Source organism: Cupriavidus sp. UME77 (genome assembly GCF_014170355.1).
GTDB lineage: Bacteria > Pseudomonadota > Gammaproteobacteria > Burkholderiales > Burkholderiaceae > Cupriavidus > Cupriavidus basilensis.
Genome location: NZ_LZZU01000064.1, coordinates 61,705 through 76,975, shown reverse-complemented (window position 1 = coordinate 76,975; position 15,271 = coordinate 61,705). Strand labels below are relative to the sequence as shown.

The following is a 15,271-nucleotide window of genomic DNA, read 5'->3' as shown; positions in this document are numbered from 1 at the left end:
AAGTCGCCCCGGCGGTTGCCCGGGGCTCGGTCACCTGCCCTAGGCTGCGCTCGCGATGATCCATCGCCGCTGCCGCCTCACGGTAAGTGCTGTGAGGGCCTGAATCGGCACTTTTCTCTCCCTTCTAGAAGCGAGATACATGCGTTCATTTCGTTCGTCCGCCATGCGTCCGACGCTGGTTACTACTGTGCTGGCCGCAGCTACCCTGCTGACGGCTGCGTGCTCCACCTATGACAATACGTCGCGCAAGGTCGCCAACGCGATCACGCCGTACCGTATCAACATCGTGCAAGGCAACTTTGTCTCGCGTGAAGCCGCCGCCCAATTGCGTGAAGGCATGACGCGCGAGCAGGTCAAGTTCCTGCTTGGCACGCCGCTGCTGGCCGATGTGTTCCACGGCAATCGCTGGGACTACGTGTTCTCGTTCCGCCGCGGCAATACGCCGGTGGTGCAGCAGCGCCGCTATACCGTGTTCTTCGATGGCGACAAGCTGGTCAAGTTCGGTGGCGACGAGCTGCCGTCCGAATACGAGCTCATTGCCGAAATCGACGGCATGAAGGCCATGCAGGCGGGCAAGGTACCGACGCCCAAGGCACCGGCGGAAACCGTTGCCGCGGCTTCGGAAGCGGCTGCAGCCCCGGCCGCAGCCCCGGACGCAGCTCCCGCCGCGGCGCCCGCGGTGGCAGCTCCGGCTGCCGCCGCCTCGTCCGCTGCGGCCGGTGGCCCGGCCAGCCCGACCAACTGAGCCTTCAGGCCCGAATGCCGGCCGCGTTACGCGGCCGGCTTGTATTTTGACTGCTGACACGCCATGAATATCGCCATCGCAGGTGCCTCCGGCCGCATGGGCCGTATGTTGATTGAACACGTACTCGCCACCGAAGGCGTCACCCTGTCGGGCGCACTGGATGTGCCGGGTGCTCCGGCGCTGGGCCAGGATGCCGGGCTGCTGCTGGGCCGCGCCACGGGCGTGGCGATCACCTCGGATATCGACGCTGCCCTCGCTGGCGCTGACTGCCTGATCGACTTTACCCGGCCCGAGGGCACGCTCGTGCACCTGGCAGCGGCAAGGCGCCTGGGCGTCAAGGTCGTCACCGGCACCACCGGGTTTGACGACGCCGGCCGCGGCGCCATCGCCGAAGCTGCCAAGCACATTGGCGTGGTGTTCTCCGCCAATATGAGCGTGGGCGTCAATGCCACGTTCAAGCTGCTGGAAGTCGCCGCCAAGCTGCTGTCTTCCGGCTACGACATCGAAGTCATCGAAGCGCACCACCGCCATAAGGTGGATGCCCCGTCGGGCACCGCGCTGGCGATGGGCGAGGTGGTGGCCAAGGCATTGGGCCGCGATCTGAAGACCTGCGGCGTGTTTGCCCGCGAAGGCCACACCGGCCCGCGCGACCCCAATTCCATTGGCTTTGCCACCGTGCGCGGCGGCGATATCGTGGGCGACCACACCGTGATGTTCGCCGGCACCGGCGAGCGCATCGAGATCACGCACAAGTCGTCCAGCCGCCAGTCGTATGCCGAGGGTGCGCTACGCGCGGCGCGCTTCCTCGCCGACAAGCCCACCGGGCTGTTCGACATGCAGGACGTGCTTGGCCTGAAGTAAGGCCTGCGGCACGCCCTGCGCCGCAAGTGCCGACGGTTATAATCGGCACTTTCGCCGTTCCAGCGCAGGCGGGCGCCGCAAGGCTTGCCCGCCGCTTATCTTTTCCACGCTTTTCGCACGCCGACGCACCGCGCCGTTGTCCTGAACATGCAAGACAAATACCTTCCCTCAGCCGTTGAACAAGCCGCCCAGCAACACTGGCAAGCCATCGATGCCTATCGCGTATCGGAAGAGGCGAAGCTGGCCGACGGCAGCGAGAAGCCGAAGTTCTATGCCTGCTCGATGCTGCCTTACCCGTCGGGCAAGCTGCATATGGGCCACGTGCGCAACTACACCATCAACGACATGATGGCGCGCCATCTGCGCATGAACGGGCACAACGTGCTGATGCCGATGGGCTGGGACGCGTTCGGCATGCCGGCGGAAAACGCCGCGCTCAACAATGGCGTGGCGCCGGCGGCCTGGACCTACAACAACATCGCTGAAATGAAGCGGCAGATGCAGTCGATGGGCCTGGCCATCGACTGGTCGCGCGAAGTCGCCACCTGCAGCCCGGACTACTACCGCTGGAACCAGTGGCTGTTCCTCAAGATGCTGGAAAAGGGCATCGCCTACCGCAAGACCGGCACGGTGAACTGGGATCCGGTCGACCAGACCGTGCTGGCCAACGAGCAGGTCATCGACGGGCGCGGCTGGCGCTCGGGCGCGCTGGTTGAAAAGCGCGAGATCCCGATGTACTACCTGCGCATCACCGACTACGCCGAGGAGCTGCTCGGCGACCTGGACGGCCTGGGCTGGCCCGAGCGCGTCAAGATCATGCAGCAGAACTGGATCGGCAAGAGCGTGGGCGTGCGCTTCGCGTTCCCGCATGCCATCGCCGGTGATGACGGCAAGCTGATCGGCGACGGCAAGCTCTATGTGTTCACCACGCGCGCCGACACCATCATGGGCGTGACCTTCTGCGCGGTCGCCGCCGAGCACCCGCTGGCCACCCATGCCGCCGCGACCAATCCTGAACTGGCCGCCTTCATCAACGAGTGCAAGCACGGCTCGGTGATGGAAGCCGATATGGCGACCATGGAAAAGAAGGGCATGCCCACCGGCCTGAAGGTGGCGCACCCCCTTACCGGCGAGCAGGTCGAGGTGTGGGTTGGCAACTACGTGCTGATGAGCTACGGCGACGGCGCTGTGATGGGCGTGCCCGCGCACGACGAGCGCGACTTTGCCTTTGCCAACAAGTACGGCCTGCCGATCAAGCAAGTGGTCGACGTGGTTGACGCCAAAAAGGGCCAGCCGTTCTCCACCGAAGCCTGGCAGGAGTGGTATGGCGACAAGGAGCACGGCACCTGCATCCATAGCGGCAAATACGACGGCCTGGACTACAAGGCCGCGGTGCAAGCCATCGCAGCCGATCTCGGTGCCAAGGGCCTGGGCGAGAAGAAGATCACCTGGCGCCTGCGCGACTGGGGCATCTCGCGCCAGCGCTACTGGGGCACGCCGATCCCGCTGATCCATTGCGATGACTGCGGCGTGGTGCCGGTGCCGGAGCAGGACTTGCCGGTGGTGCTGCCGGAAGACCTGGTGCCGGATGGCACCGGCAACCCGCTGGCCAAGGATCCGCGTTTCCTCGCGTGCACCTGCCCGTCGTGCGGCAAGCCGGCGCGCCGCGAGACCGACACCATGGATACCTTCATCGATTCGTGCTGGTATTACATGCGCTATACCTGCCCGGATGCGGCCACCATGGTCGATGCGCGCAACGACTACTGGATGCCGATGGACCAGTACATCGGCGGCATCGAGCACGCGATCCTTCACCTGCTGTACGCCCGCTTCTGGACCAAGGTCATGCGCGACATGGGCCTGGTCACGTTCAACGAGCCGTTCTCCAACCTGCTCACGCAGGGCATGGTGCTCAACGATACCTACTACCGCGAGGACGCGGCGGGCAAGAAGACCTGGTTCAACCCGGCCGAAGTCGAAGTCAGCACCGATGAGCGCGGCCGCCCGCTGGGCGCCGTGCTCAAGGCGGATGGTCAGCCGGTGGTGATCGGCGGCGTGGAGAAGATGTCGAAGTCCAAGAACAACGGCATTGACCCGCAGGCCCTGATTGACCAGTACGGCGCCGACACCGCGCGCCTGTTCGTGATGTTCGCCGCGCCGCCCGAGCAGCAGCTCGAGTGGAGCGGCTCGGGCGTGGAGGGCGCGTCCCGCTTCCTGCGCCGGGTGTGGAACTACGGCTATGCCAACGCCGAGGCGATTGCGGCGGCGGGCAATGCCGTGCCGTCCGGCGACGCCGACGCAGCGCTGCGCCGTGAGATCCACAGCGTGCTCAAGCAGGCCAACTACGACTATCAGCGCATCCAGTACAACACCGTGGTGTCCGCCACCATGAAGATGCTCAACGCGCTGGAAGACGCCAAGCAGGCCACGCCCGCCGCGCGCCGCGAGGGCCTGGGCATCCTGCTGCGCGTGCTGTATCCGGTGGTGCCGCACGTCACCCACGGGCTGTGGCAAGAGCTCGGCTACGCCACGCAGTACGGCGATTTGCTCGACGCAGCCTGGCCGCAGGTGGACGAATCCGCGCTGGTGCAAAGCGAGCTGGACCTCGTGCTGCAGATCAACGGCAAGGTGCGCGGCAGCCTGAAGGTGCCGGCCGACGCCGACCGCGCCGCCATCGAGGCCATGGCTGCCGCCAGCGAGATCGTTGCCAAGTTCGCTGACGGCGCCGCGCCGAAGAAGATCGTGGTGGTCCCGGGCCGCCTCGTCAATGTGGTTCTTTAACGTGGCGCTGTAACCAGCGCCAGAGAAGCCAACAAGGGAGCTGCCCACATGGATGGACAGAAGCTGGATCGACCGCTGCAGGGCCGCCGCAAGGTCCTGGCCACGCTGCTGCTGGCCGGCCTGCTGGGCGGCTGCGGGTTTCACATGCGCGGCAACGCGGACTTCGCATTCAAGCGGCTGTACGTGAGCATTCCGCCCAATACGCTGATGGGCTCCGATTTGCGCCGCGCCATCCGCAACGGGTCGGACACGCAGATCGTGACCGACCCGAAAGAGGCGGATGCCCTGCTCGATGTGCTGCAGGACACGCGTACCAAGACAGTGCTGTCGATCACCACCACCGGCGTGGTGCGCGAATACCGCCTGACGCAGCGCTTCACCTTCCGCCTGCGTGACGCCGGCGGCCAGGAGCTGATCGCGCCGTCGCAACTGGTGCTAACACGCGACCTGACCTACAACGAAGCCAACACGCTGGCCAAGGATTACGAAGAGCAGCAGCTCTATCGCGACATGCAGCGCGACATCGTGCAGCAGCTGATTCGCCGGCTGAGCGCGGTCAAGGCCATCTGAGCGGCGCGGGAAGCGCCGGCCAGATACGCCCAATACGGCAAGGACAGAGGAAAGAAGCGCACGGCATGCAGCTCAAGCTCGATGGACTCGAAGCGCACCTGCGCCAGGCCAAGGGACGCGGCCTGGCTCCGCTCTACGTGGTGCATGGCGATGAGCACCTGCTGGTGCTCGAGGCGGTCGACCGCCTGCGCCAGGCTGCGCGCGAGGCCGGCTTCACGGAGCGCGAGGTGCTGTCCTCCGAGCGCGGCTTCAACTGGGGCCACGTGGTCCAGGCGCAGCAATCGATGTCGCTGTTCGGCGACCGCAAGATCGTCGAGCTGCGGATTCCCTCCGGCAAGCCCGGCAAGGACGGCGGCGAGGCGCTGCGCGCGGTGGCTGCCCAGCCTTCGCCGGACGTGGTCATGTTCATCACGCTGCCGCGGCTGGACTTCGCCACGGCCAAGTCGGCCTGGTTCCAGGCGCTGGACGCCGCCGGCGTGTCGATCAAGGTTGATTCCGTCGACCGCACCCGGCTGCCGGCCTGGGTCGGCGAGCGGCTGGCGCTGCAGCAGCAGCGGGTCGAGCCCGGTGAACCGGGGCGGCGCGCGCTGCAGTTCATCGCCGACAAGGTCGAAGGCAACCTGCTGGCCGCTCACCAGGAAATCCAGAAGCTCGGGCTGCTGTATCCCGCTGGTCCGCTGACCTTCGAACAGGTGCACGATGCGGTGCTCAACGTGGCCCGCTACGACGTCTTCAAGCTCTCCGAAGCCATGCTCGGCGGCGACGTGCCGCGCCTGGTGCGCATGCTCGAAGGGCTGCGCGGGGAGGGCGAGGCCACGGTGCTGGTGCTGTGGGCGCTGACCGAGGAAATTCGCGTATTATCCAAGGTCCGGCAAGGGCTGGCGGCAGGCAAGCAGATTGGTGTCCTGACACGTGAACTGCGTATCTGGGGCCCGCGCGAAAAGCTGGTGCCGCAGGCCGCGCAGCGCCTCTCGCTGGCGCAGCTGGAAGCCGCGCTGGGCATGGCCGCCAAGCTGGACCGGCAGGTCAAGGGCCTGCGCGCCGAAGGCATGCCGGCCGAGCCCTGGGATGGCCTGCTGCAGCTGGCGCTGACCATCGCCCGGTAGCCCGCAGGCCTGGCGCGGTCATTGGAGATCACTGCCAGTGACCCGCAGAGCCAGCCGTCGCCGACAAAAAAGACAAGCTAAACCAAGCATTGAGGGCCGGGTCGCCTGGCCAGGAATATGAACGAGCTCGATCTCAAGCAGTACATGGACCGCGTCGGCCAGCAGGCCCGCGCCGCCTCCCGCGCCATGGCGCGCGCCTCCACCGCGGACAAGAACCGCGCGCTGCTGACCATCGCCGCCGCCATCCGCCGCGACGCCGCGCACCTCAAGGCCGTGAACGCCGGCGACGTGGAGCGTGCCCGCGCCAACGGCCAGGACGCCGCTTTCATCGACCGCCTGACGCTCTCGGACAAGGCCATCGACACCATGGCCGCCGGCCTGGAACAGATCGCCGCGCTGGCGGACCCGATCGGCGAGATCAGCAACATGAAATTCCGTCCCACCGGCATCCAGGTGGGCCAGATGCGGGTGCCGCTGGGTGTCATCGGCATCATCTACGAGTCGCGTCCCAACGTGACCATCGACGCAGCCGCGCTATGCCTGAAATCGGGCAACGCCACCATCCTGCGCGGCGGCTCCGAGGCGATCGATTCCAATACCGCGCTGGCCGCCCTGGTGGCCGAGGGCCTGGCCGCCGCCGGCCTGCCGCCCGAAGCGGTGCAGGTGATCTCGACCACCGACCGCGCCGCGGTTGGCCGACTCATCACCATGACCGAATACGTTGACGTGATCGTGCCGCGCGGCGGCAAGAGCCTGATCGCGCGCCTGATGGCGGAAGCGCGGGTGCCCATGATCAAGCACCTGGATGGCATCTGCCACGTCTATATCGATGTCGACGCGGACCTGGACAAGGCAGTGCGCGTTGCCGACAACGCCAAGACCCAGCGCTACGCGCCCTGCAACACCATGGAAACGCTGCTGGTCGCGCGCGATGTCGCCGCCGCGGCGCTGCCGCCGCTGTGCCGCATCTACCAGGAAAAGGGCGTTGAGCTGCGCGTGTGCGCCGCCACCCGCGCCACGCTGGAAGCCGCCGGTTTCACCGGCCTGGTCGACGCCACCGAAGAAGACTGGCGGCTCGAGTACCTGGCGCCGGTGCTGGCGATCCGCACCGTGGCCGGGCTGGACGAGGCCATCGAGCACATCAATACCTACGGCTCGGCGCATACCGATTCCATCATCACCGAGAACTACACCACCGGCATGCGCTTCCTGCGCGAGGTGGACTCGGCCAGCGTGATGATCAATGCGTCGACGCGCTTTGCCGATGGCTTCGAGTACGGCCTGGGCGCCGAGATCGGCATCTCCAACGACAAGCTGCACGCGCGCGGCCCGGTCGGCCTGGAAGGCCTGACCTCGCTGAAGTACGTGGTGTTCGGCCACGGCGAGATCCGTACCTGAGTGGGCTGGCGGCACGCATAGCGTGCCGCTTCCCGTTGCGCATCCCCACCGTTTCACCGTTCCCATGCGTCCCCATGGGAACCCAACCAGAAAGAAGGCCAGATGCTCTGGGTTAAAGCGCTGCACATCGTTTTCGTTGTTTCCTGGTTCGCTGGCCTGTTCTACCTGCCTCGCATCTTCGTCAACCTCGCCATGGAGCGCGAGCCGGCGAGCATGCAGCGCCTGCTGCTGATGGCGCGCAAGCTCTACCGCTTCATGACCATGCTGGCGGTGCCGGCGCTGGTGTTCGGGCTGTGGCTGTATATCGGCTACGGGATCGGGCGCGGTCCGGGGCAGGGCTGGATGCATGCCAAGCTGGCGCTGGTGCTGGTGCTGATCGGCTATCACCATGGCTGCGGCGTGCTGCTCAAGAAGTTCGAGGGCGGGCGCAATACGCGATCGCACACCTTCTATCGCTGGTTCAACGAGTTGCCGGTGCTGGTGCTGCTGGCGGTGGTGATCCTGGTGGTGGTCAAGCCGTTCTGACGCGCGTTGGCCGGCGGCCGCGCGCATTGCCTGCGTGGGCCGCCGGGTTTGGGTTTTTTCTCGTATCGTATTTCATTCGTTTCACGCAGCATCGCCGCATTCACCGCGCGGTTGTCTCGCCCCACTCCGTCCAGAGGACATGATGAGCAAGCAGGTCGACTACTATCTCACCCCGCAATCGCCTTTCGTCTACCTTGGCCACGAACGCTTCACCGCGATTGCGGCAAAGCATGGCGTGCAAGTCAATCTCAAGCCCTGCGACCTGGGCCGCGTGTTCTCTGTTTCGGGTGGCTTGCCGCTGGCGCAGCGTCCGCCGCAGCGCCAGGCTTACCGCCTGGTCGAGCTGGCCCGCTGGAGCGAGTTTCTTGGCCTGCCGCTGAACCCGCAGCCGACCTTTTTCCCGGTCTCCGGCGACGCCGCCAGCAAGCTGGTCATCGCCGTGCAGCTGGCCCATGGCACCGCCCGCGCGATGGAGCTGATCGGCGCCATTGGCCGCGCCCTGTGGGCCGAGCAACGCAATATCGCTGACGCCGCCACGCTGGCGCAGCTGGCCGACAGCATCGGCCTGGAAGGCGCGGCGCTGCTCAAGGCGAGCGACGCGCAGGCTGTCCAGGCCGCCTATACGCAGCACACCCAGGACGCGGTTTCCGTCGGCGCGTTCGGCGCGCCGTGGTACGTCTATGACGGCCAGCCTTTCTGGGGCCAGGACCGCCTGGACTTCCTCGATCGCGCCCTCGCGGCGGGCTGAAGCCCCGGAGCGCGGTACACTGCGCGCTATCCGACCCCGTCCGCTACGGCGGACGTTTTTGTTTGCAGGAATTCCCAAGCCATGTCCCAAGCCTTTTTTGCCTCCTGCCCGCGCGGCCTCGAGAGCGCACTTGCCGAAGAGTTGCACGAGATCGCAGCCCGGCCCGGCCTGGCCAGGCTCGCCCCCATCCAGGTCCATCGCGAAATGCCCGGTGGCGTCACTTTCTCGGGCGAGATGGCCGCGGCCTACGCAGTCAACCTGCACTCGCGCATTGCCAGCCGGGTGCTGATGCGGGTCGCCAACCGCGGCTACCGTCGCGAAGACGATATCTATGACCTGGTGCGCGCCCAGCGCTGGGATCATTGGTTCACGCCGGATGAGACGCTGCGGGTGGATGTCACGTCGCATCGCTCGCCGCTGCAGAGCCTGAACTTTATCGCCCTGCGTATCAAGGACGGCGTTTGCGACGCCATGCGCGAGCGCTCGGGCGAGCGGCCCAGCGTCGACACCGTGAATCCGGATGTGCGCATTTATGCCCACCTGACCGAGCACGATTGCACGCTCTACCTCGACACCTCGGGCGATCCGCTGTTCAAGCGGGGCTGGCGCCTGGAGAAGGGTGAGGCGCCGCTGAAGGAAAACCTGGCCGCTGGCATCCTGCGCCTGGCCGGATGGGTGCCAGGCCAGACCGAACGCCCGTTCTACGATCCGATGTGCGGCAGCGGCACCTTCCTGGTGGAGGCGGCCCAGGTGGCCCTTGGCTTGGCTCCCGGCGCGAACCGCAGCTTCGGCTTCGAGCGCCTGAAGGGCGCCGACATCAAGACGTGGAATGCGCTGAAGGCGGCTGCGCGGGATGACGAGGAGGCCGCGCGCAAGCGCGTCGCATCCGAGCCCCTGGAACTCGCCGGCAGCGATATTTCCACCGACCTGCTGTCGATGTCGCAAGCCAACTGGGAACGCGCGGGCTTGCCCGGCGAAGTGCGGTTGAAGCAGGTGGATGCGCGCTTCGCGCAGCCGCCGTTCGCGGCACCCGGCCTGATGTTGATGAACCCGCCGTATGGCGAGCGGATTGCCGTGCGGGGAGAACGCCGGCGGCCGATGGACGAAGCACCGGTCGACGAGATCGATGACGAGGCCGCCAATCAGTTCGCCAGCGCCTTTGCCACCACGCTCAAGCAGCATTTCGCGGGCTGGCAGGCATGGGTATTCACTGGCGACCTGACGCTGCCGCGCCGCTTGCGGCTCAAGGAGTCGCGCCGCACGCCGCTGTACAACGGCAATATCGAGTGCCGGCTGTTCCGTTTCGACATGGTGCGAGGCGGCAACCGCAACGCCCCCGCGCAGCCTTCAGCCTGATGCGGTGCGCGCAGGAGAGGCTCGCTCTCCTGCGCGTTGTGGCTTAGCGCGCCGCGCGCCCGGTGACCCGCTCGGGGTGGCGGGCAAAATCGTCCAGGAAGCCCTGGAAGCTGACCACCGGCTCCTGCAGCAAATGGCGCGGCAGGTCGAACAGCGCGTAGAAATAATCCTCACGCCCTTCGCAGCGCTCGGCCGGCAGGCAATATTGCTCCCAGTCGATGCAGGCCGGCGTGTACATGCCGTTGCCTGGCCAGAAGAAAGGCACGATGCGGCCCTCGCGCAGTCCCTCGATCAGGGCCGCCGGCGCATCGTAAGCTTCCGCGGATTCCACCTGGTTGATCAGGCCGGCGCGTGTCTCGATCACCATCAGCGTGGCCTGGCCCTGCGCCGTCAGCATCAGGATGCCAGCCGGGTTGGGGTAGAGGTAGTACTCGACAAAGCCGTAACGCGCGGTGACCTGGCGCACCCGCTCGCAGATCGCCGGGTCCGACAGGAAGGAAAACGAGTGGCGCGTCAGCAGGTCGCGCAGCGTGCGCGACAGGGTGGCGAAATACTGCTGCTGGAGTGCGTCGATCTCCTGGTCCAGCCGCTCGACCATGTTGCTGTCGTGCTTCTTCACGTAGCGGTCGATCAGCCCATGGTTGAAGCCCTGCACGGCAATGCCTTCGTCGGCGGTGCCGGTCAGCAGGATGGTCTTGCACGGCAGGTCCTGCAGGGCCTGGCAGAACTCCAGCCCGTTCATCTGCGGCATCGAATAATCGACCACGATCACGCCCGGCTGCACAAAGCGGTTGTAGTCGTGGATTTGCCGGTAGATGCGGTCGATATCGAGCTGCACGGTGCGCCGCTCGGTCAGGAAGGTCAGGTCGTCGTGCGTGACCCGCACGGGCAGGAAGCCGGTCGAGCGTGTGGTGTAGGTCTCGCGGATCCATTGCAGGGCTTCCCGGGGGTCGGTGAATGTCACCACCGGGCGCGACGGATCCATCTGGAACGCCAGGCTGTCGATGAACGATTTACTGTCGTCGACGAGCACCGTGAGGATCGGGTGATGGAAGACCGACAGATTCCTGTCCTGGGGGTTGAATGTCATGTTGCGTTCGGCTCCGGTGTCGGCAGACACTTCGGGCGGGTGGTTTGGCGCGGCTGGAGATCCGGCGCGGCAATGCCAGCGGACGGATCGGTTCGGAGCGGCCCACCGCGCTGGACTACACCTGGCCCGTTTTGGATGACCGGCGCGTGCCATGGCCGGTGACCGGAAACCAGTATAGCGCGCTCGCGCTTGCGCGCAACCGGACCCCGGCGAGATGGAAAAAAGCGCGACAGTGTCGCGCTCTTCGTGGCGGCGGATACGGGCGGATGCCGGTATCTGGTGCTTCCGGCGTGCTTACTCGATCGCCTTGCCCATGTCTTCGACCACCTTCTTGGCGTCGCCGAACACCATCATGGTCTTGTCCATGTAGAACAGCTCGTTGTCCAGGCCCGCGTAGCCAGCGGCCATCGAGCGCTTGTTCACGATGATGGTCTTGGCCTTGTAGGCTTCCAGGATCGGCATGCCGGCAATCGGCGAGGCGGGATCGGTCTTGGCGGCCGGGTTCACCACGTCGTTGGCGCCCAGCACCAGCACCACGTCCGCCTGGCCGAACTCGCTGTTGATGTCCTCCATTTCGAAGACCTGGTCGTAAGGCACCTCGGCCTCGGCCAGCAGCACGTTCATGTGGCCCGGCATGCGGCCCGCCACCGGGTGGATGGCGTACTTCACCGTCACGCCTTTCTCGACCAGCTTCTCGGTCAGTTCCTTGAGCGCATGCTGCGCGCGCGCCACCGCCAGGCCGTAGCCCGGGACGATGATCACGGTCTCGGCATTGCCCATCAGGAAGGCCGCGTCGTCGGCCGAGCCGGACTTCACGTTGCGCTGCGCCTGGCCACCGGCAGCGGCCGCCGCGGGCGCGCCGCCAAAGCCGCCGAGCAGCACGTTGAAGAACGAACGGTTCATCGCGCGGCACATGATGTACGAGAGGATGGCGCCGGAGGAGCCCACCAGCGAGCCGGCAATGATCAGCATCGGGTTGTTCAGCGAGAAGCCGATGCCCGCCGCGGCCCAGCCGGAGTACGAGTTCAGCATCGACACCACCACCGGCATGTCGGCGCCGCCGATCGGGATGATGATCAGCACGCCCAGCACGAAGGCGATCGCCAGCATCAGCAGGAAGGGCAGCCAGTCCTGCGACAGGCAGAAGATGATGCCGAAGCCGATCATGGCCACCGCCAGCAGCAGGTTCAGCAGATGCTGCCCGGCGAAGGACACCGGCGCGCCCTGGAACAGGCGGAACTTGTACTTGCCCGACAGCTTGCCGAAGGCGATCACCGAACCGGAGAAGGTGATGGCGCCGACAAAGCAGCCGATGAACAGCTCGATGCGGTTGCCAAACGGGATATCGTGCGAGCCCGGCGGCGTGATGCTGAATGCCGACGGCTCGGCCACCACGGCCACCGCGATGCAGACCGCGGCCATACCGATCAGCGAGTGCATGGCGGCCACCAGTTCGGGCATCTTGGTCATCTCGACCTTTCTTGCCACGTAGGCGCCGATGCCGCCGCCAACCACCAGCGCGCCGAAGATCAGCGCCATGCCTTCGCCGACCGACGACTGGCCCGCGCCGATGGCCAGGAACTCGCTTTTGAGCTTGGCGATCAGCACCAGCGTGGTCACCGCGGCGATGGCCATGCCGATCATGCCGAAGGCATTGCCGCGCCGCGCGGAGCTGGGATGGGACAGGCCCTTGAGCGCCTGGATGAAGCAGACCGAGGCGAGCAGGTAGAGCAGGGTGACGAGGTTCATGCTCACTTGGCGCCCTCCTCATGACCCTTGCCGGCCTTGGCCTTGGGTTCCTTCTTCTTGAACATCTCCAGCATGCGCTGTGTCACCAGGAAGCCGCCGAACACGTTGACCGCGGCGAGCGCGACCGCCAGCGTGCCCATGGTGCGGCCCACGGGGCCCTCGGTCAGGCCGGCAGCCAGCATGGCGCCGACGATGATGATGGCCGAGATCGCATTGGTCACGGCCATCAGCGGGGTGTGCAGGGCGGGCGTCACCGTCCAGACCACGTGGTAGCCCACGTAGATCGCTAGCACGAAGATGATCAGGTTGATCACCGTGTGGTTCACCATTTCCATCGACTTCTCCTCCGTTGCTTGAATGCCTTGCTGCGCGGTTGTCCCGTGTTCTTTTGCCTGGCCAGGCGCCTGTGAGCGCCTACTGCATCGATGCCCCGCCTGGTGCCGCGTTGTCGTCTGTCGCGTAGGTACCCTCACCCCGGGGGTGACGGTACGGCTGAATCCGAAAATGGCACGCCGGATGCGGGCATCGCACCGGCGTTGGCTCCCGGCGCGATGTCCTCATCCGCTTACACCTTCTTGATTTCCTTGATGGCGTTGTTGTCGTCCACCAGGATGATCTTCGGCTTGTAGGTGGCGATCTCTTCATCGCTCATCGGCGCGTAGGTGCAGATGATGAGATGGTCGCCCAGGTGCGCGCGCCGTGCGGCCGCACCGTTGAGCGAGATCTCGCCGCTGCCGCGCACGCCCTTGATGATGTAGGTGGAGAAGCGCTCGCCATTGTTGACGTTGTATAGCTCGATTTTCTCGAACTCCTTCATGTCGGCCGCTTCGAGCAGATTCTCGTCGATGCCGCATGATCCCTCATAGTTGAGGTCCGCCTGTGTCACGGTGACACGATGGAGCTTGGCGCGGAGCATGATGCGTTGCATGGGTGATACGTCCTTGTTTGATGCTGGATGAGCTTGTAGGGAAGCCCCTGGGGTTGAGTCCTGACGGGCCACTTGGAATGGTTCCGGGGCCTGGGTATCGGCCAGCCGTACCGGTTGTACAGCCCGATAGCGGCAGGCGCGCTACCGTGCACCTGGCCGGAACCGCCTGGCCCCATTCTAAAGCGACCGGGCCGCGGCGGGCCCGCTGCCGCTTCAGGAAGCGCCGCGGACCACCTGACCGTCCTTGCACATCAGGCAGGCGGCGACGATATCGTCTTCCAGGTTCAGCGTGAACTGGCCTTCCTTGTCGATGACGAGCTTGAGGAAGTCGAGCACGTTGCGCGCATATAGCGCCGACGCGTCGGCCGCCACCATGCTGGCCAGGTTGGTGTGCCCGATCAGCGTGACGCCGTGGCGTTCCACCACTTCGTCAGCCACCGTCAGCGGGCAGTTGCCGCCCTGCGCCGCGGCGAGGTCGACCACCACCGAGCCCGGCTTCATCGCCTGCACCGTTTCTTCCTTGAGCAGCACCGGCGCCTGGCGGCCCGGGATCAGCGCGGTAGTGATGACGATGTCGGCGGCCTTGGCGCGCTCGTGCACCAGTTCGGCCTGGCGCCGCATCCAGTCGGGTGGCATGGGGCGGGCATAGCCGCCCACGCCCTGCGCGATCTCGCGCTCTTCGTCGGTGACGAAGGGCACATCGAGGAATTTGGCGCCCAGCGATTCGATCTGTTCCTTGACGGCGGGACGCACGTCGGAGGCTTCGATGACCGCGCCCAGCCGCTTGGCGGTGGCGATGGCCTGCAGGCCCGCCACGCCGGCGCCGAGAATCAGCACGCGGGCCGCCTTGACGGTGCCGGCGGCGGTCATCAGCATGGGCATGAAACGCTGGTAATGATGCGCGGCGACCAGCACGGCCTTGTAGCCGGCGATATTGGCCTGGGAAGAGAGCACGTCCATGCTCTGCGCGCGCGTGGTGCGCGGCGCGGCTTCCAGCGCGAAGGCGGTCAGCGTGGCGCTCGCCATGCGCGCGTTGTTCTCTGCGTCGAAGGGATTGAGCATGCCGACCAGCACGGCGCCCGGCTTCATCAGCGCGAGCTCGGCATCGACGGGGGCGCGGACCTTGAGCACCAACTGCGCGCCGAAGGCTTGCGCCGCGGTGCCAATGGTGGCGCCGACGGCCTCATACGCCGAGTCCGGCACGCTGGCGCGTACGCCGGCTCCCGACTGGACGATGACCTGATGGCCCTGGGTCACGTACTTCTTGACCGTCTCCGGGGTGGCGGCGACACGAGTCTCACCTGCCCGCGTCTCCTGCGGGATGCCGATGTGCATCGTCAATTTCTCCTTTTGCTGGCGTCTTTGAGGCGCTGTCAAAATGATTCTGGCGCTGGCACGCGAGCTTGTCGTA

Annotated in this window: 14 protein-coding genes; 9 read left to right on the top strand and 5 right to left on the bottom strand. The window is 66.0% G+C overall.

Features of this window, described 5'->3' with window-relative positions:
• Nucleotides 1-139 precede the first annotated feature (139 nt).
• The 9 genes from A9975_RS25995 to A9975_RS25955 all read left to right on the top strand — a co-directional run bounded on the left by A9975_RS25995 (nt 140) and on the right by A9975_RS25955 (nt 10,093).
• Entirely contained in the window at nt 140-745 is a 606-nt protein-coding gene (locus tag A9975_RS25995) for an outer membrane protein assembly factor BamE (protein WP_183035260.1), read from the top strand.
• A gap of 63 nt (nt 746-808) precedes the next feature.
• Nucleotides 809-1,606: a 4-hydroxy-tetrahydrodipicolinate reductase gene (dapB, locus tag A9975_RS25990; RefSeq protein WP_183035259.1), complete on the top strand. Its 798-nt coding sequence runs from the start codon at nt 809-811 to the stop codon at nt 1,604-1,606.
• Between the two features lie 147 nt (nt 1,607-1,753).
• Nucleotides 1,754-4,390 (top strand): leucine--tRNA ligase, encoded by a 2,637-nt coding sequence (gene leuS, locus A9975_RS25985; protein WP_183035258.1) that lies wholly within the window; start codon nt 1,754-1,756, stop codon nt 4,388-4,390.
• A 48-nt stretch (nt 4,391-4,438) separates the two neighbouring features.
• On the top strand, nt 4,439-4,960 hold the full coding sequence (lptE, locus tag A9975_RS25980; RefSeq protein ID WP_052494686.1) for an LPS assembly lipoprotein LptE: 522 nt from the start codon (nt 4,439-4,441) through the stop codon (nt 4,958-4,960).
• 65 nt (nt 4,961-5,025) lie between these two features.
• Entirely contained in the window at nt 5,026-6,066 is a 1,041-nt protein-coding gene (gene holA / locus A9975_RS25975) for a DNA polymerase III subunit delta (protein ID WP_174422974.1), read from the top strand.
• Nucleotides 6,067-6,183: 117 nt separating this feature from the next.
• Nucleotides 6,184-7,464 (top strand): glutamate-5-semialdehyde dehydrogenase, encoded by a 1,281-nt coding sequence (locus A9975_RS25970; protein WP_183035257.1) that lies wholly within the window; start codon nt 6,184-6,186, stop codon nt 7,462-7,464.
• Between the two features lie 102 nt (nt 7,465-7,566).
• Nucleotides 7,567-7,989, top strand: a complete 423-nt coding sequence (locus tag A9975_RS25965) for a CopD family protein (RefSeq protein ID WP_183035256.1) — start codon at nt 7,567-7,569, stop codon at nt 7,987-7,989.
• A gap of 142 nt (nt 7,990-8,131) precedes the next feature.
• A complete protein-coding gene (locus tag A9975_RS25960) occupies nt 8,132-8,737 on the top strand; it encodes a 2-hydroxychromene-2-carboxylate isomerase (RefSeq protein WP_043349543.1) in 606 nt (201 codons plus the stop codon).
• 81 nt (nt 8,738-8,818) lie between these two features.
• Entirely contained in the window at nt 8,819-10,093 is a 1,275-nt protein-coding gene (locus A9975_RS25955; protein ID WP_174422972.1) for a class I SAM-dependent RNA methyltransferase, read from the top strand.
• A gap of 43 nt (nt 10,094-10,136) precedes the next feature.
• Here the strand turns inward: A9975_RS25955 and A9975_RS25950 are convergent, their stop codons facing one another.
• From A9975_RS25950 to A9975_RS25930, 5 genes are all read right to left on the bottom strand, one after another.
• Nucleotides 10,137-11,183 carry a two-component system response regulator gene (locus A9975_RS25950; protein ID WP_043349537.1) on the bottom strand — a complete coding sequence of 349 codons (1,047 nt, stop codon included), beginning with the start codon at nt 11,181-11,183 and terminating at the stop codon, nt 10,137-10,139.
• 294 nt (nt 11,184-11,477) lie between these two features.
• Nucleotides 11,478-12,932 (bottom strand): NAD(P)(+) transhydrogenase (Re/Si-specific) subunit beta, encoded by a 1,455-nt coding sequence (locus tag A9975_RS25945; RefSeq protein WP_183035275.1) that lies wholly within the window; start codon nt 12,930-12,932, stop codon nt 11,478-11,480.
• A gap of 2 nt (nt 12,933-12,934) precedes the next feature.
• Complete coding sequence (locus A9975_RS25940; RefSeq protein ID WP_045240719.1) at nt 12,935-13,267, bottom strand: NAD(P) transhydrogenase subunit alpha; 333 nt, start codon at nt 13,265-13,267, stop codon at nt 12,935-12,937.
• Nucleotides 13,268-13,497: 230 nt separating this feature from the next.
• A complete protein-coding gene (gene panD / locus A9975_RS25935; protein WP_006157598.1) occupies nt 13,498-13,860 on the bottom strand; it encodes an aspartate 1-decarboxylase in 363 nt (120 codons plus the stop codon).
• 213 nt (nt 13,861-14,073) lie between these two features.
• Complete coding sequence (locus A9975_RS25930) at nt 14,074-15,195, bottom strand: Re/Si-specific NAD(P)(+) transhydrogenase subunit alpha (RefSeq protein WP_174422970.1); 1,122 nt, start codon at nt 15,193-15,195, stop codon at nt 14,074-14,076.
• Between the last annotated feature and the right edge of the window lie 76 nt (nt 15,196-15,271).